This window comes from Pseudodesulfovibrio sediminis (assembly GCF_020886695.1).
In the GTDB taxonomy this organism is placed as follows: domain Bacteria; phylum Desulfobacterota; class Desulfovibrionia; order Desulfovibrionales; family Desulfovibrionaceae; genus Pseudodesulfovibrio; species Pseudodesulfovibrio sediminis.
The window spans coordinates 2,271,636-2,292,562 of sequence record NZ_AP024485.1 but is presented as its reverse complement, the minus strand read 5'-3'; the positions used below and the strand labels follow the sequence as shown (position 1 = coordinate 2,292,562).

Annotated in this window: 15 protein-coding genes; 7 read left to right on the top strand and 8 right to left on the bottom strand. The window is 54.0% G+C overall.

Annotated elements, in window-relative coordinates; genetic code table 11:
• Positions 1-59: 59 nt before the first annotated feature.
• The 4 genes from SRBAKS_RS11000 to hcp all read right to left on the bottom strand — a co-directional run bounded on the left by SRBAKS_RS11000 (position 60) and on the right by hcp (position 5,365).
• On the bottom strand, positions 60-1,310 hold the full coding sequence (locus SRBAKS_RS11000; protein ID WP_229590941.1) for an EAL and HDOD domain-containing protein: 1,251 nt from the start codon (positions 1,308-1,310) through the stop codon (positions 60-62).
• Positions 1,311-1,365: 55 nt separating this feature from the next.
• Positions 1,366-2,277: a hypothetical protein gene (locus SRBAKS_RS10995; RefSeq protein ID WP_229590940.1), complete on the bottom strand. Its 912-nt coding sequence runs from the start codon at positions 2,275-2,277 to the stop codon at positions 1,366-1,368.
• 9 nt (positions 2,278-2,286) lie between these two features.
• A complete protein-coding gene (locus SRBAKS_RS10990) occupies positions 2,287-3,525 on the bottom strand; it encodes an HD domain-containing phosphohydrolase (protein WP_229590939.1) in 1,239 nt (412 codons plus the stop codon).
• 232 nt (positions 3,526-3,757) lie between these two features.
• Positions 3,758-5,365 carry a hydroxylamine reductase gene (gene hcp, locus SRBAKS_RS10985; RefSeq protein WP_229590938.1) on the bottom strand — a complete coding sequence of 536 codons (1,608 nt, stop codon included), beginning with the start codon at positions 5,363-5,365 and terminating at the stop codon, positions 3,758-3,760.
• Positions 5,366-5,552: 187 nt separating this feature from the next.
• Between hcp and SRBAKS_RS10980 the strand changes: the two genes are divergently transcribed.
• From SRBAKS_RS10980 to SRBAKS_RS10970, 3 genes are all read left to right on the top strand, one after another.
• On the top strand, positions 5,553-5,939 hold the full coding sequence (locus tag SRBAKS_RS10980) for a hypothetical protein (protein WP_229590937.1): 387 nt from the start codon (positions 5,553-5,555) through the stop codon (positions 5,937-5,939).
• Between the two features lie 17 nt (positions 5,940-5,956).
• Entirely contained in the window at positions 5,957-6,616 is a 660-nt protein-coding gene (locus SRBAKS_RS10975) for a VOC family protein (RefSeq protein WP_229590936.1), read from the top strand.
• A 72-nt stretch (positions 6,617-6,688) separates the two neighbouring features.
• Positions 6,689-10,222, top strand: coding sequence for a PAS domain S-box protein (locus SRBAKS_RS10970; RefSeq protein ID WP_229590935.1), 3,534 nt, complete (start codon positions 6,689-6,691; stop codon positions 10,220-10,222).
• Positions 10,223-10,234: 12 nt separating this feature from the next.
• Here the strand turns inward: SRBAKS_RS10970 and SRBAKS_RS10965 are convergent, their stop codons facing one another.
• Entirely contained in the window at positions 10,235-11,002 is a 768-nt protein-coding gene (locus SRBAKS_RS10965; protein ID WP_229590934.1) for a substrate-binding periplasmic protein, read from the bottom strand.
• 141 nt (positions 11,003-11,143) lie between these two features.
• On the opposite strand from SRBAKS_RS10965, the gene SRBAKS_RS10960 reads away from it, so the two are divergent.
• A complete protein-coding gene (locus tag SRBAKS_RS10960; RefSeq protein WP_229590933.1) occupies positions 11,144-14,392 on the top strand; it encodes a response regulator in 3,249 nt (1,082 codons plus the stop codon).
• A gap of 253 nt (positions 14,393-14,645) precedes the next feature.
• The gene (locus tag SRBAKS_RS10955; RefSeq protein WP_229590932.1) at positions 14,646-15,509 is read left to right on the top strand and encodes an HD-GYP domain-containing protein; all 864 of its coding nucleotides are present in this window, start codon (positions 14,646-14,648) and stop codon (positions 15,507-15,509) included.
• Between the two features lie 916 nt (positions 15,510-16,425).
• Here SRBAKS_RS10955 and SRBAKS_RS10950 read toward each other — a convergent pair.
• Positions 16,426-18,075 (bottom strand): LysM peptidoglycan-binding domain-containing protein, encoded by a 1,650-nt coding sequence (locus tag SRBAKS_RS10950; protein ID WP_229590931.1) that lies wholly within the window; start codon positions 18,073-18,075, stop codon positions 16,426-16,428.
• 204 nt (positions 18,076-18,279) lie between these two features.
• On the opposite strand from SRBAKS_RS10950, the gene SRBAKS_RS10945 reads away from it, so the two are divergent.
• A complete protein-coding gene (locus tag SRBAKS_RS10945) occupies positions 18,280-19,041 on the top strand; it encodes a TrmH family RNA methyltransferase (protein ID WP_229590930.1) in 762 nt (253 codons plus the stop codon).
• Positions 19,042-19,199: 158 nt separating this feature from the next.
• Here the strand turns inward: SRBAKS_RS10945 and SRBAKS_RS10940 are convergent, their stop codons facing one another.
• The gene (locus tag SRBAKS_RS10940; protein WP_229590929.1) at positions 19,200-19,760 is read right to left on the bottom strand and encodes a thermonuclease family protein; all 561 of its coding nucleotides are present in this window, start codon (positions 19,758-19,760) and stop codon (positions 19,200-19,202) included.
• On the opposite strand from SRBAKS_RS10940, the gene SRBAKS_RS10935 reads away from it, so the two are divergent.
• Positions 19,759-20,595, top strand: coding sequence for an MBL fold metallo-hydrolase (locus tag SRBAKS_RS10935; RefSeq protein WP_229590928.1), 837 nt, complete (start codon positions 19,759-19,761; stop codon positions 20,593-20,595). The two genes, SRBAKS_RS10940 and SRBAKS_RS10935, sit on opposite strands and share 2 nt — an antisense overlap.
• A 59-nt stretch (positions 20,596-20,654) precedes the next feature.
• Here the strand turns inward: SRBAKS_RS10935 and SRBAKS_RS10930 are convergent, their stop codons facing one another.
• On the bottom strand, positions 20,655-20,903 hold the full coding sequence (locus tag SRBAKS_RS10930; RefSeq protein WP_229590927.1) for a hypothetical protein: 249 nt from the start codon (positions 20,901-20,903) through the stop codon (positions 20,655-20,657).
• Between the last annotated feature and the right edge of the window lie 24 nt (positions 20,904-20,927).

Genomic DNA, 20,927 nt, shown 5'->3' with positions numbered 1-20,927 from the left:
ATGACTCGGGAGAGCGAAACGAACACGGTGCGGGAAAGGGGTTGTGAAAATGGTGGAGGTTAACACGGCTTGGAAAAGCCGAGTATTTCCTGGGTCCAACTGCGTGCGCGGACATAGATGAGTTCCGCTTCAAAGGAGTCCACGCCCAACCGTGAGAGTTGATCGGCGGTTTCGTCCCATTTTCCTCGTTCATAACTGGTGGCCAGTTGCAGCAGTTGGCTGATTTCTCCATGTCCCTGCAAACCGTTTACTATGCGGTCGTCAAGAGGCAGCATGTTGAGGATGTCTTCCATGGAAAGTCCGAGCATGGTGTCGAGCAGAGAAAACAACCCGGCGATGAACAAGATGTCCGAATCGCACCCTTCCAGTCGTGTAATGGTACAGACGGATTCCAGGAATTTGGCCCGGTGGACGGAGAGATAGGCCAGCTCGCCTGCCTTTGGAGAAGGATTGAGGTCCGCGAGAATCGTGCTCCTGAGCCACTGTTTGGCCTGAACCATACCCAGCATGTCTATGGCCCGCTTCAGCGATGTTACCGACTGTTGCAGACCGAACCCCACCGAGTTGATGTACCGAAGCAGGCGAAACGAGAGATGCGGGTCGGACTGCAGTATCTCCGACAACCGGACGGGTTCGAAGTCCACATTGGAAAGTTCGCCGAGCAGTTGCAGTTTCGTCAACTCGTTGGAGGTCAGTTTCTTTCCGGGGATGATCTCCGGGCGGCTGAAAAAGAATCCCTGGAACAGATCGAACCCCATTTCGGCGAGGGCTTCGAACGTGCCTTGATCTTCCACTTTTTCAGCCAGGAGCTTGACGCCTTGGGGCAGCCCTTGGATGGTTTTTTCAATTTTTTCGAAATCAGTGGCCAGTTCGAGAATGTCCACCTTGACTATGTCGGCGAGTTCGATGAACGGCTTGAGTTGCGATTGACCGAAGTAATCGTCAACGGCGATGGTGTAGCCTGCATCCTTGAGTTTTTGTGTGGCGCGCAGGGTCTTTTTGTTCGGCGTCACGTTTTCCAGGATTTCCACGACACAGTTTTCTCTGGGCAGGGCAAAGCCGGCGTTGTCAATGAGCATCTGCTCCGGAAAGTTGATCAGGATTTTTGTGTCCAGGTCCATTCCCGTCATGGCCATGGCAAGGCCATCCGCGATAACAGAAGATGTGGCTTGGGATTCATCGTTGATCAGGGCGAAATTATCATCGCTTGAGCGGAACAACAGCTCATATCCCCATACGTTTTCGTCTGGGTGGAATACAGGTTGTCGGGCAACAAATATGGTTTCACAGGACGATGTCTTTTTTGCCATATATTCATCTATGCCGACTTCTGACAAAAGTGGGAATTATTATTTGTTAGGCTGGCTACAGGATCTTTGTGGAAAGGCCTCCGCGTCGCAGGTTTGCCAAAAATCCGTCCAGATCGTCCTTGCGCCCGGATAATATCTTATCAAGATAATCGAGATTCCGTTCAATGGCTTCGAGATAGAGATCCTCGTTCACGTTCCATCGTCTGTGGAAATACGGGCGCATGTAGCGGTCCACTTTCTGGAACCCGTCATCCAGTCGCTGTCTGGCCACATCCTGATAAAAGGACCGTGTCTTTGTCAGCAGGTCAAACGCGTTGTCATAGCCAGGCAGCTTGGCTTCCTTGAATTCCTCAAAGAGGTGCAGCAGCTTTTCAAGGTAATAGCGGTCCGCGATCTGGGCCAACAAATCAGCGCTGCCCAGAAAAAAGCCCATAAGACGCATGTTCTCGGTGCGGAAGGCTATTTTGGAGGGGGCCATGGCCAGAATGGTGCAGCGGATGCAGTCCGCGATGTCGTCCATGTCCTGCGCGGTAAGCTGCCCGTCCATTTCGCATCGCATGAACTGGATCGACCGCTCCTCGTGCCCCACGGTATGCTTGGCGCCTGTTCCCTGGGTATCCTCGCTGTTCTGGATCAGCCCGACGTCGTGGAACAAGGCGGAGAGCAACCCCATGCGGCATTCATTTTCCGTAAAGACCACGCCCTCGGCCATGGCGCCGTAGATGAGTCTGAAGGTCGCCAGAACCACACCACAGGTGTGTTCAAAGTCATGATATTTGGTGTTGCTGGCCCTGAAGCCCGGATATTGGCCGAAGAAGAGTTTTTGTACGTCGGCAAACGCCCGTTGGAACGGGCGTACGTCATAATCAGGGAAAAACTCGAGGAGTCCATCTTCGCATTCTCGTCGAACACATTCGCCGTCAGCAGGATCTACAAAATCATATAACTTAACACTTGATTCTACCATTCTGCCTCGCTATTTCGCCGTCTCCGTCCACTTGTCACGGATGGCTTTGATGACGTCGAATATTTCAATGAATATTTCAACAACTTCAGGATCAAAATGGGTCCCGGCATCGCTTTCGAGGATCCCCAGGCATTTTTCATCCGGGAAGGGGTCCTTGTAGGAGCGGGGTGAGGAGAGCGCGTCAAAAACATCCGCCACGGCACAGATACGGGCAGAGAGTGGTATCTCCTTGCCGTTCCTGGGGAAATTCCCCATGAGAATGTCGTCCCCGGCCCAAACATCCGTGTCGGGAATCGAGGGGTATCCCCGTCCTTCCCATTTTTCGTGGTGACACAGGGCGATCTCCATGGACATCTGATCGAGTTCCGAGGTCCTGTTTTTGAACAGGCGGGCACCGAAGATGGTATGCCACTTCATGGTGTCATATTCTTCGTCATTCAGCTTGCCCGGTTTTTTCAATATGTTGTCTGAGATACCGACTTTACCCACATCGTGGAGCATGGCTGCAAGGCGCAGATCATCTCGTGCCCGTTTGATATCCTTGGCGCTGTGTTTTCGGCGGGCAGCCCATGTTCCGTAAATTTCTGCGCAATACGCGCCCACGCGCTGGACATGTGCGCCGGTTTCAGAGGGGTCTCGCAACTCGGCCATCTGCATCATGCGGAGGATGAGCTCGCGGTTCATGAGACCGCGTTCAATGGCGACCGAGGCGTTGTTGCAGAACAGTGGAATGTAAGTACGATCGTCTGTGGAGAACGGTCCCACCTTGCCCATTTCATTCTTGGCGTTGAGGAGCTGCATGACGCCCACCAGGCGACTCTCCTGTGCGATGAGCGGGATGGTCAGCATACTGGTGGTTCGGTAGCCTGATTTTTCATCAAATGACTTGTTGAATGAAAAGGGGAGGGTTGCGTCCAATTCATAGGCGTCGTCAATGGCCAGGCTCTGTCTGGTCTTGGCAACATAGCCAACAATGGATTGCTCGCTGATGGGGATGCCAAAATTCTGATACAGGGCCGCGTTGGCGGTTTCTTTTTTGAACAAAGTGTCATTCTGGACATAGCTGAAGACAAGGCGGTCATTTTCGACCAGAAAGATGGAGCCGGCGTCCGCTCCGGAAAATTTTCTTGATTCAAAGAGAATCTTGTCCAGAATGGAGTCAACATCTTTGAGCTGGTTGACCTCTTCACTGGTCTTGAGAATAGTTAGAACCGCTTCATCTCGGCTGGAAAATCGATCGTCTGCCATACGTACTCCTCGTATTGTTCTTCCTATCATATTGCTTAATCCCTCTGAAAAATCAAGATTCCTCAGCAGGATCGGCAATTAAAATCGGTCAACCATATTCGGGATACAGGCGCGCAATCTGTATACGTCCGTACTTTTGTCGGGAAGGAGTGATGGAAGGTGGCACAACAAGACCGCCCGGTCAGGAGTCAACCTGACCGGGCGGGGGGGCATGCGTTGTTGTCTGCGCTGACTAGCCGAGGATTTCCTTGAGGTCTTCGTCAGGCGTCGAGATGGGCGCGATGTTGTAGGTGTCCACCAGGAAGTTCAATACGTTGGGGGTAATGAACGCCGGGAGGGACGGTCCGAGTTTGATGTTCTTTATGCCGAGTGCAAGCAGGGAGAGCAGGATGGCAACCGCTTTCTGTTCGTACCAGGAAAGGATCAGGGACAGGGGCAGGTCATTTACTTCGCAGTCAAATGCGTCTGCCAGGGCCAGCGCGATCTGGACGGCGGAGTACGCATCGTTGCACTGACCGATGTCGAGCAGGCGGGGGATGCCGCCGATGTCGCCGAGCTGCTTGTCAAAGAAACGGAATTTGCCGCAGGCCAGGGTCAGGATGACAGTGTCTTCCGGGGCTTTTTCCACAAACTCGGTGTAGTAGTTGCGGCCGGGCTTGGCGCCGTCGCAACCGCCGACCAGGAAGAAGTGCTTGATGTTTCCGGCCTTGACGGCATCAATGACGGTGCCTGCCACAGACATGACGGCATTGCGGGCAAAGCCGGTCAGGACAGATCCTTTGTCTGTGCCGGCGGCAAAGCCATCCATGGACAGGGCCTTTTCAATGACAGGCGTGAAGTCGTCATTGCCCACATGGACTGCACCGGGCCAGCCGACCAGGCCGGTGGTGAAGATGGCGTCAATATAGTTTTTGGGGTCCTGAATGCAGTTGGTGGTCATCAGGATGGCGCCCGGGAACTCGGCGAATTCCTTTTTCTGGTTCTGCCAGGCAGTGCCGTAGTGACCAGCCAGGTGGGGATGTTTTTTCAGTTCGGGGTAGCCGTGGCAGGGCAGCATCTCGCCATGGGTGTAAATGTTGATGCCTTTGCCTTCGGTCTGCTTGAGCAGGGTCTCAAGGTCCTTGAGGTCGTGACCGGAAACCAGAATGGCCTTGCCTGCGGTGGCGCCGAGTTTGACTTCAGTGGGTTCCGGGTGGCCGTAGGTGGAGGTGTTGGCGTCGTCCAGGAGCTCCATGGCGCGGATGTTGATGCGACCGCATTCGAGGCCTGCTTCAACACACTGCTCAAGGGTCAGGTCCGTGGACAGGGTGGCGGCCAGGAGAAGCTGGATTTTTGCGTAGAGTTCATTGTCTTCCTTGCCCAGAATGGCGGCGTGATCCGCATAGGCGGCCACACCCTTGAGGCCATAGGTCAGGGTCTGCTTGAGCGATTTGAGGTCTTCGTTGGGTTCCGGGTCGTTGTCAACGCCGTGTTCTTTGCCCTGGAAGACCATACCGGCGATATCTCCGGCAGGCAGCAAGGTGGCAGGGCCATCAAATCTCATGCTCGGAATCTTGGCCTTGAGCTCGTCGCGCATGGCCACACATTGGGTGATCAGGTCGACGAAGCGAGCGTCGTCAAAGTTGACGTTGGTCAGGGTTGAGAAGACTGCTTTGACAGTAAAAAGATTGACTTTCGGGTCTTCAATACCGGCTTCGCGTGCAGCGATGGCAACCTGGGACAGCCCTTTGGTCAGGTAGAGAAGAAGGTCCTGCAGAGCAGCAGTGCTGTCGGTTTTACCGCAAACGCCGATTTTGGTGCAACCGCCTTTGGCAGTCTGTTCACATTGATAACAAAACATGGTTGGCTCCTTCTGTTTTGGTAATTTTTTGATTCGTTGAGTTGAGGTTTATGACAAACGTCACTTTACTTGTATGACTTGAGTCAAAAAACAGGGAAAAGAGTATTATTTTAAAAAAAGAGCGTCGGTGTTTGCAGAAAAGGTCAAGAGTGATAGAAACGGACAAACGTCAAACAGGGAGTCTGATATGAGAATACTTTTGGCAATCGCTTTTGTTTTCGTGATCCTGGTCGTGCCAGCCCTGGCTCAGGAGAACACCCGCCCCGCCTGTCTGGAGGATACCGTGGCCTTCTACAATTGCATGAAAGGCGGGACAGAGTTGCAGCGAAATCTGGCGACCACCTATCTGCTCGGATCCATCCATGCGCTGGACGCACTGGAGCTGGTGGACGTGCCGTCCAGCAAGTCCATGCGTCATCTTCGTTTCGAGTATCTGGACTATGTCGAGATGAATGCCTCCATACATAAGGAAACACCGTGGCGAGGCATGGCCATGTATTTGCTGAACACGTACGGGGACAGTGAGAACACCGCCGGGTTGGAATACGCCGGATCAATCGGCCTGCTCAAATAACGCTTTTCAGGGACGTCATGTACACACGAATTGATCACCTTGTCATAGCGGCTACGGATATTGACCGGGGACTGGCTTACGCCAAACAGACTCTGGGGGTGGATCTGCCTCCAGGGGGTGTGCACCCGAAAATGGGAACGCACAACCATCTGATGCGTCTGGGTGAAGCGTTGTTTCTGGAAGTCATGGCCATCAATCCTGACGGAGCGGCTCCCGAAACGCCCCGCTGGTACGGATTGGATGATCCTTCGGTTCGCGCACGGCTGGATCGTGAATCGGGCTTTCTGGCCTGGGTGGTCAATACGGATGACATTGATGCGCTCATGCAACGCGCCGCCCTTTCCATGGGCCGGGCAGAGACCCTCAGTCGTGGAAACCTGCGTTGGCAGTTCAGCCTGCCGTGCGACGGGCGTCTTTTGGCCGGAGGGCTGATTCCCTATGCCATTGAATGGGAGGCTGAAGAACATCCAGCCGGGCGTATGGCTGATCTCGGATGCCGACTGGCGGGAATGGCGCTGTACCATCCGTACCCGGAATGGCTTGTCTCTGTTCTGGATTCCATGGGCGCCGCAGAGCTGGTCGAGGTCCACGGAGTGGGGGCCAACGAGGTCCCGTATATGACCGCGCGTATTACGACACCCTTTGGTGTGAGAGAGCTTACAAGCAGACGCCGGTAAGTTGACGCACTGCTTTATTATTTTCTGTCCATTTGATACATAAAGGTAATTCTCACCGAACCAGGCATCACAATGAAACGTTTTATGTGCTTACGAAAGATTTTGATTCTGCTGCTCGCCGCTCTCGTGCTGGCAGGATATGCGGTGCCTTCTGCTGCACAGTCGGCCGAGAAGAAGCAAATTCTGCTGCTCAACTCCTATCATCAGAATTTTCCCTGGAATGAAGAAATATTCCGAGGCCTGAACGACGTGCTCAGGCCTCGCGAGACCGGCATTGTCCTGCACGTGGAAAATATGGACACGAAACGGGTGGATTTCAACGAACACTATATGCAGCAGCTCAAGGCCGTTTTCGAGCATAAATACCGTTCCACCGAACTAGAATTGATCATGGTCACTGACAACAACGCCCTGGAATTCATGCGTCGATATCATGAGGATTTGTTTCCGAAGGTGCCTGTGGTCTTCTGCGGTATAAACAACTTTCAGCCAGAACTCATTGAGGGGCATCCCCTGTTTACCGGGGTGGCTGAAAATGAGAACGCCAAGGGAACCCTGGCCTGGGCGCTCCGGTTTCACCCGGAGACGAAAACGGTCTTCATCATCAATGACTGGACTTCCACCGGACGGGCGGTTGCCGAGACGATCAAGAGGCAGCTTCAGGATTTTGAGCCGGTTGTCAATATCCGGTATTCGGAGAACAAGCCACTGGCGGAGTTGTTGAAGGACGTCGGATCCCTGCCGAGGAACGCACTGATAATTTATGGAATATATAATCGTGATCAACAGGGCAGATTTTATGATATTGCCGAAGCAGCCAACGCTGTCACGCTTCGCGCCAAGGTTCCGGTATACGCCTTGGTGGATTTTGATCTCGGGCAAGGCATAGTCGGCGGCCTGCTCACCAATGGTTACAGTCAAGGACAGTCCATGGCTCAACTCGCGCTCCATGTTCTGGCCGGACGCCGTCCCCGTGACATTCCGGTTTTGCAGGAAGGCGCGACCACGCCCATGTTTGATTACACTCTCTTGAAGCAGTACTCCATCAGCCTGGTGGACCTGCCTGATGAGAGTATCATTATCAACCGTCCCGGTTCCTTTTACACGGAACACGGACCGTTCATCTGGCTGGGGGTCGGCCTGGCAGTCTTTCAGACTGTGATTATCCTGCTGCTTGTCTTTAATATTTCACGCAGGCGCATGGCAGAGAAGAGTCTGCGCGGTGCCCATAAATTCCTTGAGCAACGGGTCCGTGATCGAACCAGCAAGATGAAAGATTCGGAACAGGCGTTGCGGGCCGTGTTCGACTCCTCGCACGACGCCATTTTCATTCACACCGTGCATGGTCGGATAATGGAAGGGAACAAACGCATGCTCAAGATGTATGGTCTGGAATCGGATCAGAATCTGGGACAACTCTCCATCGCCGAAGATCTGTCAAGCCGGGATAACTCCATATACAGGCTGTCCGCAGTGTGGCGCGATGTCCTCAACGGGACTCCGCATTGCTTCGAATGGCGGGCCAAACGCCCGGGCGACGGGTTCGAATTTATTGTTGAGGTCTATCTCAACCGCATCACGTACAAGGGACAGGACGCCATTTTGGCCAACGTCCGTGATATCTCCGTTCGCAAGGAGTCGGAAAATCGCATGCGGCAGACCCTGACCAAGCTTGAGGCCATCCTCGAAAATACGCTCATGGGTATCGCCATGACGAGAAACAAGCACCTGTCGACCATCAACCTTCGTGGGGCGGCTATTTTCGGGTATACCCCCGGCGAACTTATCGGGGACGATCTGACCATTCTTATCGGTAATGAGGAAGAGCAGAAGGCATTTATTTCCACCACGCAAAAAGCGCTGTTGGTCAATGGCGAGTTCAACACGGAACAGGCCTTCAAGCATAAGGACGGCTCCACCATCTGGTGCCGCCTGTACGTCAAGACCGTCGATCCCACCAACCTGACCAAGGGTGCCATCTGGGCGTGGGATGACATTACGGAGAGTCGGCGAGTGCAGGAAGACCTGGTGCGCACTCGTGAAGACGCCGAAGCGGCAAGCCGGGCCAAGTCGGAATTCCTGGCTGCCATGAGCCATGAGATCAGGACCCCCATGAATGCCATTGTGGGCATGACGGACATCACCCTGCAGACCGACCTCACTGATGATCAGCGCGATTATCTCGGCACGGTCAAGGATTCGGCCCAGCACCTGCTCTCCATCATCAATGACATCCTCGACCTGTCCAAGATCGAGGCACAGAAATTGGAATTGGACCACACTGATTTCAATCTTCCTTTCCATGTTCAGGCCACTATCAAGGGACTCAAGATGCAGGCCCGGGAGAAGGGACTGGAGATGCGCCTCTCCATTGATGAATCGCTGCCCGCCTGTGTCAACGGTGATCCGCTCTCCCTGCGACAGATACTGGTCAATCTGGTGGGCAATGCCATTAAGTTCACCCATCGCGGAACCATTGAAATCCGGGTTCTCCCGGCCCCTCCTGAGACCGGCCCCAGTGATCCGAATCGGACGATCGGGGTGACCTTCGAGGTCGAGGATACCGGTATAGGTATTCCCCGTGAGTTTTTGGATACGGTCTTCCAGAGTTTTTCCCAGACCACGCGGGCGTTCGGCGGAACCGGCCTCGGCCTGGCCATCTGCAAGGAACTCATCTCCCTCATGGGTGGCGAGATCATGGTGGAATCCGCTGTGGGAGTGGGGTCCACCTTCTCCTTCAACATCTGGTTCGAGCCAGGGGTCTCCTGCCCGATTCCCGTGGCTGAACGAAGGAAGTTGCCCGATGCTCCCACAAGACCGGTGCATATACTCGTGGCCGAAGACAACGACGTGAACGTCATGGTCACCACGCTCAAGCTCGATGATCTGGGCTATTCGTATTCGGTGGCAGGCACCGGACTGGAAGTGTTGGAGCTGCTCAAACGGGAACCGTTTGATCTCATCCTCATGGATATTGAAATGCCTGTGCTGGATGGCATCTCCACCACCAAGGCGATCCGTTCGGCCATTCCAGGTGGCGGCATCCCGGACCCGAACATACCCATTATCGGCGTTACGGCGCACGCGCTCAAGGAGTTCCGTGAGAAAAGCCTGGGCGCAGGCATGGATGATTATATCTCCAAACCTGTGGATTTCCACGAGCTGGCGCTCAGCATCAATCACCTCATAGGATCAGACGCCAATCCCGCCCCCGCATCCTTTGTGGAGGGAACCGAGTCCTCGTCGGACCCCACGCCTGAAGAGGCGATACAGGTGAACCCCGAGTTGCCGTGGGAGCCTGAGAACGCGATGGAATATCTCGATGTTGATCAGGATACGTTCAACGCTTTCGTGATGGCGGCGCGTATGGAGCTGACCTCGCTGGCCGATGAAATAGTCCTGGCTTTTGAAGAGGGCGATGATGCGGCCGCCCAGCAGGTGGCGCATACGATCAAATCCGTATGCGCCTCCATTGGAGCCGGTCAGGCAGCCAGTTGTGCCGCCGCAGTTGAAGCCTCCTGCCGGGACGGCAAAGATTCCACAGAACCGCAGACCCGTCTCGAAGAAGCACTCAAGACGTTGTTTACGCTCATGGAAGAGCGGTGATCGTTTCCGGGGTTAAAAACGGAACAGGTACCGTCTGGCTATCTTGTTGTAGGTGCCATCCCTGCGCATTTCCTGCATGGCCCGTTCCAGTTTCTGGATGACCAGGCTTTTGTCTTCAACGGCACCTGTACGCGAAAGGACCGCATAGGCCGGTTTGTCGGATAGGATTTGTTTCGGCAGGGAGACGATGGAGCTGGTCATTCCCATTTCTTTCAAGCGCCAGAATGTGACGTCGAGGTTGCCTGCAAAGGCGTCCAGCTCCCCGGACAGCACTCCTTCGATCACGCTGGCGATATCCGGGTATTCCTTGACATCCATGGTCCCGGCTGTCCGTGCGGCACTGAATTCATCGCCGAGGTCGATCCCGGCAACCTTGCCGATGATCTTGCCCTTGAGGTCGCTGTAGGTCTTGAAGGTGAAGGTCTGCCCCACCTTGGTGAACAGGGCGTAACTGCTGTAGTGTAGCGGTATGGCGTCCATGTAGATAGCGGTCTTTTCCCGTTCCGTGCTTGCAAAGAGGGACACGGCACCATCAATTTCACCTTCTTTCACCATGTCCAGCAACTCTTCCCAGGATGTGAATTGGAATTTGATCTGCAACTGTGCACGGTGGGCCGCTTCCATGAGGACCTCCATATCAATACCTGCCTGACGGCCGTCAATGATCATCGAGTAGGGGGCGTAGTCCCGGTCGGCAGCAAAAACCAGTGGCTCCTGTGCCTGCGCTTGGGATGTGAGCAGTATCAAAATAAAGAGAGCGGCAGCTATCGTCGTTTTCATTGTATCTCCTGATTGGATTGGGTCTTAGGGAACCCTAGCGCGTTCATTGCTTTCACACAAGGCATCGTGGACAGAGATTGAATGCCGTGATAATGTATGCATTCTTTTGTCTGTAGGAAATGTATTCAGAAGGATTGAACTGTGTCGCGTGTACTCATCATCGACGATGACCCGGCTGTAAATGAGTTGATGACCATCCACCTGACCGGGTGCGGGCATACTGTGCTCAATGCGGGAGACGGCCCTTCAGGCATGGATTCTTTCCTTTCGAAACATCCTGATATCGTCCTGTTGGATCTTCAGATATCCGGTACGGACGGCTCTGCCCTGTTGCCGGAACTGGTCGCCCGGATTGGGGACGTACCGATTGTCATCACTGCCGGAAACAGCGCGATCAAGGACGTGGTCTGGGCCATGAGTCATGGAGCCTGGGATTTCCTTGTGAAGGATCAGGAGGTGCTCTCTGGACTGGATGAGTCCCTTGAGAGGGTAGCCCGGAGGATCGCGAAACAGGAGAAGGAGAAGTGTGCCCAGGCAAAGACGTTTCTCAAGACACAGTTGGACCTTATCCAGACCATTATCGACTCCGCTCCCAATCAGGTCTTTTACAAGGATGTTCAGGGTCGATACCTCGGCTGCAACAAGGCCTTTGAAAAATTCATCAACATCCCCAAAGAAGCGTTTATCGGTAAGCGGGCCAAAGAATGCCTGCCCGAGGAGGAGAGTGTCCTGTATGAGCGCATGGACCAGAAGCTCCTGAAGCAGGGGGGGGTGCAGGAATATTCAACGGTTACCCATCTGGGGGGAAAGAAGCGCAATGTCCTGATCAAGAAGAGCCTCTACAACGACCTGGAGGGGAAAACCGCAGGCATTGTGGGTGTGGTCACAGATATAACCGACAGTCTGGAGACGAAGAAGGCGCTTATCAAGAGCGAAAGACGGTACAGCAGGGTGTTCGAGTCCACTGGAGCGGCCACCATAATCATTGAAGAAAATTCCATTATTTCCAAGGCCAACAGGCAATTTGCCAATCTGTATGGTGCCAACCTCAAATATATCGAAGGCATCATCTCCTGGACGGAGTTTGTGGCGGAAGAGGATTTGCCGCGGGTCCTTGAATATTATCAGAAACGCCGGCTCAGCAAGGACAAAAGTCGTGTCGCGTGCGAGTTTCGTTTCATTACAAAGGCGGGACAGAAGCGGCACGTTCATTTTCAGTTGGATGTGCTGCCTGATAGCACGCAGTCCATTGTTTCCATGCTCGATATCACGGAAAGGATACGGTCTGAAAACGATCTCAAGCAATCCCTGGATAAAATCCAGGTCATCGAACGCAACACCCGTGTGGGCACAGGGCTTATCGTCGACAATGTCATTCAGCGCATCAACAAACGTGGAGCCGCGATCCTGGGGTATACGCAGGAAGAACTCGTGGGCGCGGATGGTTCCATGCTTTTCCCGTCTCTCCAGAAGTATCAGAGCATGCGACGCAGAAGCTTGTTCGCCCTCTCAACCAAAGGCGAACATCAGACCGAATTCCTGATCAAACGACCGGACGGCTCCACGGTCAGGGTCAGGGTCTTTGCCAAGGCCATGAACCCCGATGACCTCGGCCAGGGGATAATCTGGACGATCTCCGATATCACCCAGCGGCGACACAATCAGTCCGTGATAAACCTGCTGTACGAAATTTCAAACGCCATCAGCTTCACCTCTGATCTTGATGAGCTGTACGGACGTATTCACGCCATCCTCAATGATCACATCAAGACCCGAAATTTCTTTATCGGTCTGCTCGATAAGGACCGGGTCAATCTGGAGTTCACGTATTTCGAGGACGAGAGGGATGATTTCAAGGGCAAAGTGATCAATATCTACGATGCAGACACGGCCAGTAAATCCGTGGAAGTCATACGGTCCGGTCAGCCGCTCGTCGTTGGCGACAAGAATGTGCATGAGAAGGATTTTACCGATCAAGGCATACGATTCATGACCCAGTCGGACTTCATGCGCATGAAGGGCGTAAAAGTCACGTGTCCGGTTGGCTCAAGTTCAATCATCTGGATAGGTGTCCCCCTGAAGATACGAGGCGATGTGGTTGGCATCATGGCGGTTCAATCCTATTCAGATTTCCTGGCGTTCAGCGGGCGTGACGTCACCATGCTGGTCGCCCTGTCTGAGCAGATCGCCCTGGCCATCGAACGCAAGGAGTTTGAGCTGCATCTGAGAAAGGCCAAGGAGCTGGCAGAGACCGCCAACCAGTCGAAGAACGAATTTCTTGCCAACATGAGCCACGAGGTCAGGACCCCCCTGAACGGTGTGCTGGGCATGTTGCAACTGATCCGGCGGACCGATCTCACGGAAGAGCAGATCGACTATGTCGAGACCGCCCTTGCTTCCGGCCAGACGCTGCTTTCCATCATCAACGATATCCTTGATTTTTCCAAGATCGAGGCGGGCCGGATTGAAATCATAAAAGAACCCTTCAGTCCGGCAGCCCTTGTTCACGATATCCTTGACGCCTTCAAGAGCCCTGCCTCGGATAAGGGCGTCGAACTGCTCTGCTCTGTCAGCCCGGAAGTGCCTTCCATTCTCATTGGCGGTAAAAGCCGGATCAAGCAGATTCTGTTCAATCTGGTGGGAAATGGACTCAAGTTTACCGACACAGGGCGTGTCTGTGTCCATATTCATCCGCTGAATCTGGACATGGAGCAGGGAAGGATGCGTATTCTGTTTGCCATTGAAGACACAGGGATCGGGATACCTGACGATATGGTCGACCATGTGTTTGAGCCTTTTACCCAGGTGGATGGCTCTTCCATTCGGCGGCATCAGGGTACAGGGCTTGGGCTTGGTATCGTCAAGCGGCTGACCGAACTCCTTGGCGGCTCGCTGACCATTGAAAGCGAGATGGGAAAAGGCACCACCGTGTTTTTGTCCATGGTGTTGCTTGTGGGAGGCGTTCACCGGGCAATCGAAAATCATGCGGCTACCACCAAATCGGCTCAGAGTGGGCTCAAGCTGCTGGTGGTGGAAGACAACCGGATTAACCGGCATATGGCGGTAAGCATGCTCGGCAAACTGGGGCATGTAACCAAAACCGCCTGCAACGGACAGGAAGCGATCGAGCTGTTGCAGAATCATGTCTTTGATGCGGTGTTCATGGATATTCAGATGCCCGGCATGAACGGGGTTGAAGCCACGGAAATCATCCGGGCCTCTGATCCTGAATCAACCCTGAACCCCTATATCCCCATCATTGCCATGACCGCCCATGCCATGGTCGGTGACAGGGATGCCTTTTTGGGCAGCGGAATGACCGACTACATAGCCAAGCCGGTTGAGATGGAGAAAATCGAAGAAGCCCTGGCGCGTCTTTTTCCGGGATAGCCTGATATGTAATCCGTTGATTTTACCTATTATACCATATTCGAAAATCTGGAATACCCCTCCATTGTTAGCTTTTCTAGAGTAATTCAAGATTTTTGCTAGCATTCCTCATTTGATTATTATATGTATTGCGTCGATGGGTACAAACATTAGTGCCGCTCGGCCGGTATCCTATTTCTCCGTTCCTCCGATAATGCTTTTTCCGGAGGCTTTGGGAGACTTTTCAGTCTACCTCTGGCACAGAGGGGACTTCGTGCTCTATACCGCTTCGGGCCAGAAGTTCACCTCCCAGCATCTCCACTTCCTCGAAAAGAACGGCATCAAGGATATTTATATCCAGGGTTCTGAAAAACAGCAGTACCAGCGATACGTTGAGCAGAACCTCGGCAAGATTCTCATGGATGAGTCCATGCCTCTGGAAAGCCGCACCAAGGCGTTTTACGAGGCCTCCACCATGGTCATGCAGGATGTGTTCGACAAGAAGCTCCCCAGCGGAATGCGCGCTCGTCATTTTGATCGCATCACTGATATCGTCAAGAATTCCATAAATTTTCTGTCAGTGGATAACAGCCTGTCCGCCCTGGGGCCGTTCATCTCCCATGACTATAAGACCTATACCCACTGCATGCATGTCTTCGTGTATTCCGTGGCGGTGTTCCATACCTACGACATGGGGGATCAGGAAATATTCGAGTACGGGCTGGGCGCTCTGCTGCACGATGTCGGCAAAGCCAAAATTCCCAAACGGATTCTGAATAAGCGGGGACCGCTGACGCAGGCCGAACGGGAGATAATCAAGGAACACCCTGTTCACGGTGTTTCCATGTGCGCACACCTGCCCATGACCCAGAATACCGTCAACTGCATTCTCTTCCACCACGAAAAGATTGATGGCTCCGGCTATCCGTCCGGACTCAGGAACGACAGCCTTCCCAGTCCGGTTCGTATCGTTTCCCTGGCCGATATCTATGACGCTTTGACTTCCCAGCGTCCCTATGCTGAAGCCATGGAGCCTTATGAGGCGCTTTCTCTTATCCGCGACGATATGCGCGACAATGTCGACATGAACGTTTTCAAGCGATTTGTAGCGGTGCTCAGCGGCGCAGACATGCTCTAGCGAGACTTGCGATAGCGGCGCATATACTGCGTTGCTGCGGCTGAAGAGCGTCCTCGCGTATTGGGATACGCTGCGGTTCTCTTTCAGCCTTGCGCCTTGTATCTGCACCACTCTCCCAAGCCTCGCTTCCACCCTGAAGAATAAAGAGGGGGGAGGTATTCGTTTTCATAGAGTTCAGTTTGGGATAGCGGCGTATCTACTTCGTCGCTGCGGCTGAAGAGCGTCCTCGCGTATTGGGATACGCTGCGGTTCTCTTTCAGCCTTGCGCTTTGTATCTGCACCACTCTCCCAAGCCTCGCTTCCACCCTGAAGAATAAAGAGGGGGGAGGTATTCGTTTTCATAGAGTTCAGTTTGGGATAGCGGCGTATCTACTTCGTCGCTGCGGCTGAAGAGCGTCCTCGCGTATTGGGATACGCTGCGGTTCTCTTTCAGCCTTGCGCTTTGTATCTGCACCACTCTCCCAAGCCTCGCTTCCACCCTGAAGAATAAAGAGGGGGGAGGTATTCGTTTTCATAGAGTTCAGTTTGGGATAGCGGCGTATCTATTTCGTCGCTGCGGCTGAAGAGCGTCCTCGCGTATTGGGATACGCTGTGGTTCTCTTCCAGCCTTGCGCTTTGCACCTGTATCACTCTCCCATGCCTCTATCCTTGGCTTTATCTGGTTCTCTTCTCCAAATTCTTACTGAGTTTGTGCTCTTCAGTCTCCTTCATGGAAATTGATGGCATGCCTTGGGCCTGCTCCCGCGAAGCGGTACCATAAAGTTTTGGAAAGAGAGGGATGAGGGGTCTGGGGAGAAGGGAGAGAAAGCCTTTTTCAAAAGGTTTTCTCTCCCTTCTCCCCAGCCGCCGGAGGCAACAAAAAATCACCCTGTAAGCTTGGCTTACAGGGTGGTTTTAATTTGTGTTGTCAGTACTATTACTGGACGTAGACCTTGAGTTTCTGGCCTGCGTAGATGGTTCCTCGGGAGTTGAGGGAGTTCCAGCGTTGCAGGTCGGAGACCTTGACGCCGAACTTGCGGGAGATGGAGATTAGATTGTCACCGCGCCGCACCTTGTAGTGTACGAGCTGGGCCTTGACCTGTCCGGCCTTTTTGGCAGCCGCCTTGGTGGCCTTGCTGGAGCTGTTGGGAATGTAGAGCTTCTGGCCGAGTTTGAGGCGGTTGGAATGCAGTCCGTTGGCTCGTTTCAGCGTATTGACGGTGGTGCCGAACCGCTGGGAGATGGACCACAGCGTGTCACCGGACCGGACCTTGTAATTACCGCGTTGAACGGCAATGGCGCGGGTCTTGGCAGTGGAAGAGGAGCGGGTCGAGGACCCGGCTGCCACGGAACGGCCGGAAGAATTGCCGGGGATCATCACGTAATGACCGGGGCGCAGCGTATTGGATCGTGTGTTGTTTACTTTTTTCAGTACGGAGGTTGGCACGTTGTAACGCCGTGAGATACGCCACCAGGAGTCGCCAGAGCGAATCCGGTAGCGAGTGTATCCGGCATACGGCCTGGAGCCGGGATTGGCCAGATAGGCGATCATTTTGTCGGCTTTTTCCACTGGCAGATAGGCTGCCGCTTCCATGTGCGGCGGGCTGACCTGACGACGGAACGCCGGGTTGTACTTGTGGAATTCGCTCCAGCTCAAGCCACCGGCACGGGCCAGGGCAAGGAGGTCCGTACCACCCGGCACCTTGACCGGAATCACTTCCTCTTCCATATCCCAGGACACCGGTTCAAAGCCCAGCGTATCAAGGTTCTGGAAAATCTTGGAGATGGCGATGAATTTGGGGACGTAGTGCTTGGTCTCTGTCTTGAGACGAATGCGTCGGGAAAGTTTGCGGTTGCGCTCGGTCAGTTCAAAGAAATCATCGCACTTGGCGGATTTCAACGCGCGGGAAATCTTGCCTGAGCCGGCATTGTACGCGGCCAGGGCGAGATACCAGTCGCCGAACTGCTCGTACAGATCACGCAGATGGCGGGCGGCTGCGTCTGTGGACTTGAAGGGGTCGCGCCGTTCGTCGATCCACCAGTCTGATTTGAGGCCGTAGAGCCGTCCCGTGCCTTTCATGAACTGCCACATGCCACCGGCGCCGGCCCAGGAGTAGGCCTGGACATTGTAGCCGGACTCGACAAAAGGCAGCAGGACCAGGTCCTGCGGCAGGCCGTACTGCGTGAACACGCGGCGTACATAGGGGAGAAAAGGTTGTGACCGTTCCAACCAACGCACCATTGTTTTGCGAGCTTTGTGGTTGTAGTAGGTAAAGAAGAGTTCGACATCCTTGGTTTCATGCGGCGGCAGGTCGAAAAGCAGACCAAAGCGCGCATTCAAAACCGCTTGTTCCGCCTGAGTCAGATCCTCTTCCGGGGTCACCTCCGGGGTGGCCTCGATCTCGGGATCAAGCGCTTCGCCATCCTCCGGGACCTGACTCTCAGCCACAATCGGGACTTCTTCCTCCACCACTACAGGCGGGGCTGATGCAACCGGCGTGTTTTTTGACGTGGTTGTACAACCGACCGCGAAACTCGCAACCAAAATGGTCAAAGCGAATAAATATACATATTTGAATACTTTCAAATTTCCCTCCAAATTCCACACTCCATTATCAGATTATTTTGAAGACGGGAAGTCTAGAAAAAATCTGGACTCAAGTAGGGGCGTGTGATTATCTGCTATCCCACCTTGCCTTGGATTGCAATAGCAGAGTAAAAGCCCTACATAGTCGCCTCGGCAAACGCAAACATGTGCAACTTGTGCCAACGTCTAACAGGAAAAGAACAGATGCAAAACAATGACCGGAATAAAAAAGACGGGAAAATTTACGTAGTTGGGAACAAGCCGGTCAAAGAACTGTTGTTGGAAAGCCCACAGAAAGTCGACTTTGTCGCCTTCCGCAAGGGACGCCGTGATGCGGCCATGGAAGAAATAATCGAATTGTGTCGGGTACAGAAAGTGCCGCATAAATCCGTGACGCCTCAGGATCTCGACTATATGTATCGTGGAAACCATCAAGGCATTGCCGCCCGTTGCGCTGCCCTTGAGTACACGCCGCTGACCCAATTGCTTGAGGACGCGGCCGAGGCTCCGGTGCCCCTTATTGTGGCACTCGATCAGGTTCAGGATACCGGCAATGTGGGCGTGCTCGCCCGGACCGTGTATGCGCTTGGCGGGGCAGGACTCATTGTCTGTCAGCATCACGGAGCCTACCTCGGTGCCGGCGCTGTCCGCTCCTCGGCCGGTGCGCTCACCAAGCTGCCCGTGGCCAAGGCCGGTAACCTCGCCACGGCCATGAAAGACGCCATCAATTACGATTATACTCTGTATGCCGCTCGCATGAGCTCGGATTCACAGGATATCTACAAAGCCAAACTGCAAGCACCCGCCGTGCTTATTCTCGGCAATGAAGAAAAAGGGATCCGTCCCGGCGTGGCAAAGCTCTGCCATGAATCCCTGCATATTCCGTTTTTGCGGGAGTTTGACTCGCTCAACGTGGCTCAGGCCGGAGCCATCATCATGGCCGAATTCGCCAAGGCGCTTGGGTAGGGAAGCCCTGTTTGGACAGGGGGCATCTGCCGACCGGTTGGTGATTGAGTACAGAAAAACAGCCTGATCGGCGCATCCTGTTTCAAGCAGGGTGCGCCTTTTTTCTTACTGATGGCACATGGAGCCGCTTCCAGGAGATCCTTGTGTGACGCGAGAGGTCATTTCCTCTTTTTGTTCTTCCTGCGCCACTGGGCCGGGGTCATGTCGAGGCCCCCTTTGAGCCAGAAACCGTGTTTGTTCTTTCTGGCCTGTTTTTCGGTCGCCTTGAACCGAGAGTAATACCTGGAGTTGGGCTTGACATTGACCGCAATGGCGAGGCCGGCCTTGATGATTGCCTGGTTGAGCATTTCGTCACCCTTGTAGACGTAGGCAAGCACGCGACCGTATCGATCGAGCAGGTCCTTGTCGAATTCAAGGCGCAGCTTCTGTCCAAAGCAGAATCGCAGGGAGAACTCCTTGGCTTCGCGTCCGTATTCCTGTCGGAATTCCGGTGCGTCCACCCCGATGAGCCGGACTTCGAGAGATCGGCCCCCGGCTTCGACGAGCAGGGAGTCGCCATCTATGATCTTGATGAAATTGACGTTCTGGGCCTTGACCTGCATTGGCAGGAAAGCCAGTATCGCCACGAGGGTAAAAAGGAATAGGATCTTGCGGAGTGTCATGGCAAGAGCATAGGGTATTTTGTCTACCCATTCCAGTGGCAACTCAGGAGGCTCCATGGAACTTACTTTTCTGGTTGATAACTCATCTCGCACCGGCACGATGTTTCTGGCCGAACCGGCCTTGTCCATGTTCATTCAGGACGAGGGTAAGGATATTCTCTTTGACGCGGGGTACTCGGATGCTTTTCTGAAGAACGCCCAACGCAAGGGAATTGACCTGCTCCATCTGAATTGGGTCGCGCTTTCCCATGGTCACTTTGATCATACCTGGGGGCTGGACGTACTCATTCGTTATTATTATGAGGCCGCTACGCACAAAATGCCGCACTCCTGGCCCAAGATGCTGGCGCACCCCAAGGTGTTTGCCTCCAGAAATCGCAAGGATGCCTTGCAGACCGGTATGCTCCTTGCCGAGGACAAGCTGGCCAGTCAGTTCGCCATGACCATCAGCTCAGAGCCTTATTGGCTGACAGAGAAACTGGTCTTTCTGGGTGAGGTTGAGCGTGTAGTGGACTTTGAGCCTGTGGCCTCCATCGGTGAACGCATGGAGCCGGGAGGACCGGTTCCGGATAACATCCCTGATGATACGGGGCTGGCCTATGTCTCGGACAAGGGGCTTGTGGTCATTGCCGGGTGCGCGCATGTGGGCATCTGCAACACCATTGAGAAAGCCAAAAAGGTTACGGGCATTGATGAGGTCAACACTGTGCTCGGCGGTTTCCACCTGCAGGAGGCCAAACCTGAACGCCTCGATCCGACCACGGATTATCTGGCCGCGCTCAATCTCGAGAAGCTGTACGCCTGTCATTGTACGGATCTGGCTGCCAAGATCGCCCTGGCCCGGAAATGTCCGGTTTTGGAAGCAGGATCAGGGCTGACATTGGAATTTTGACGACAAAGGGGTCTCCTTCGGAGACCCCTGCCACATATTCCTTATTATAAAGGGCGGCGCTACGTGCTGCTGACCACGCTCACGCTGCCGTCGGTGTTGGTGGCGACCACCATGTCGACGGCCTCTGCCCTGTTGATGCCGGTGCAGGCGATGATGATGTCGCCGGTGTCCAGCGTGTAGTCGTCGACAGCCTCGTCAAAGTAACCGCCTGCGGTCACAGTGCTGATGGCGTCTTCGGAGCGGTAGAGGAACAGCTGCTGGCCGGGTACGCCACCCATGAGCCGCATGTCTTCACTGGTATATGCCATTGTCTTTTCTCCTTATTTCAATGT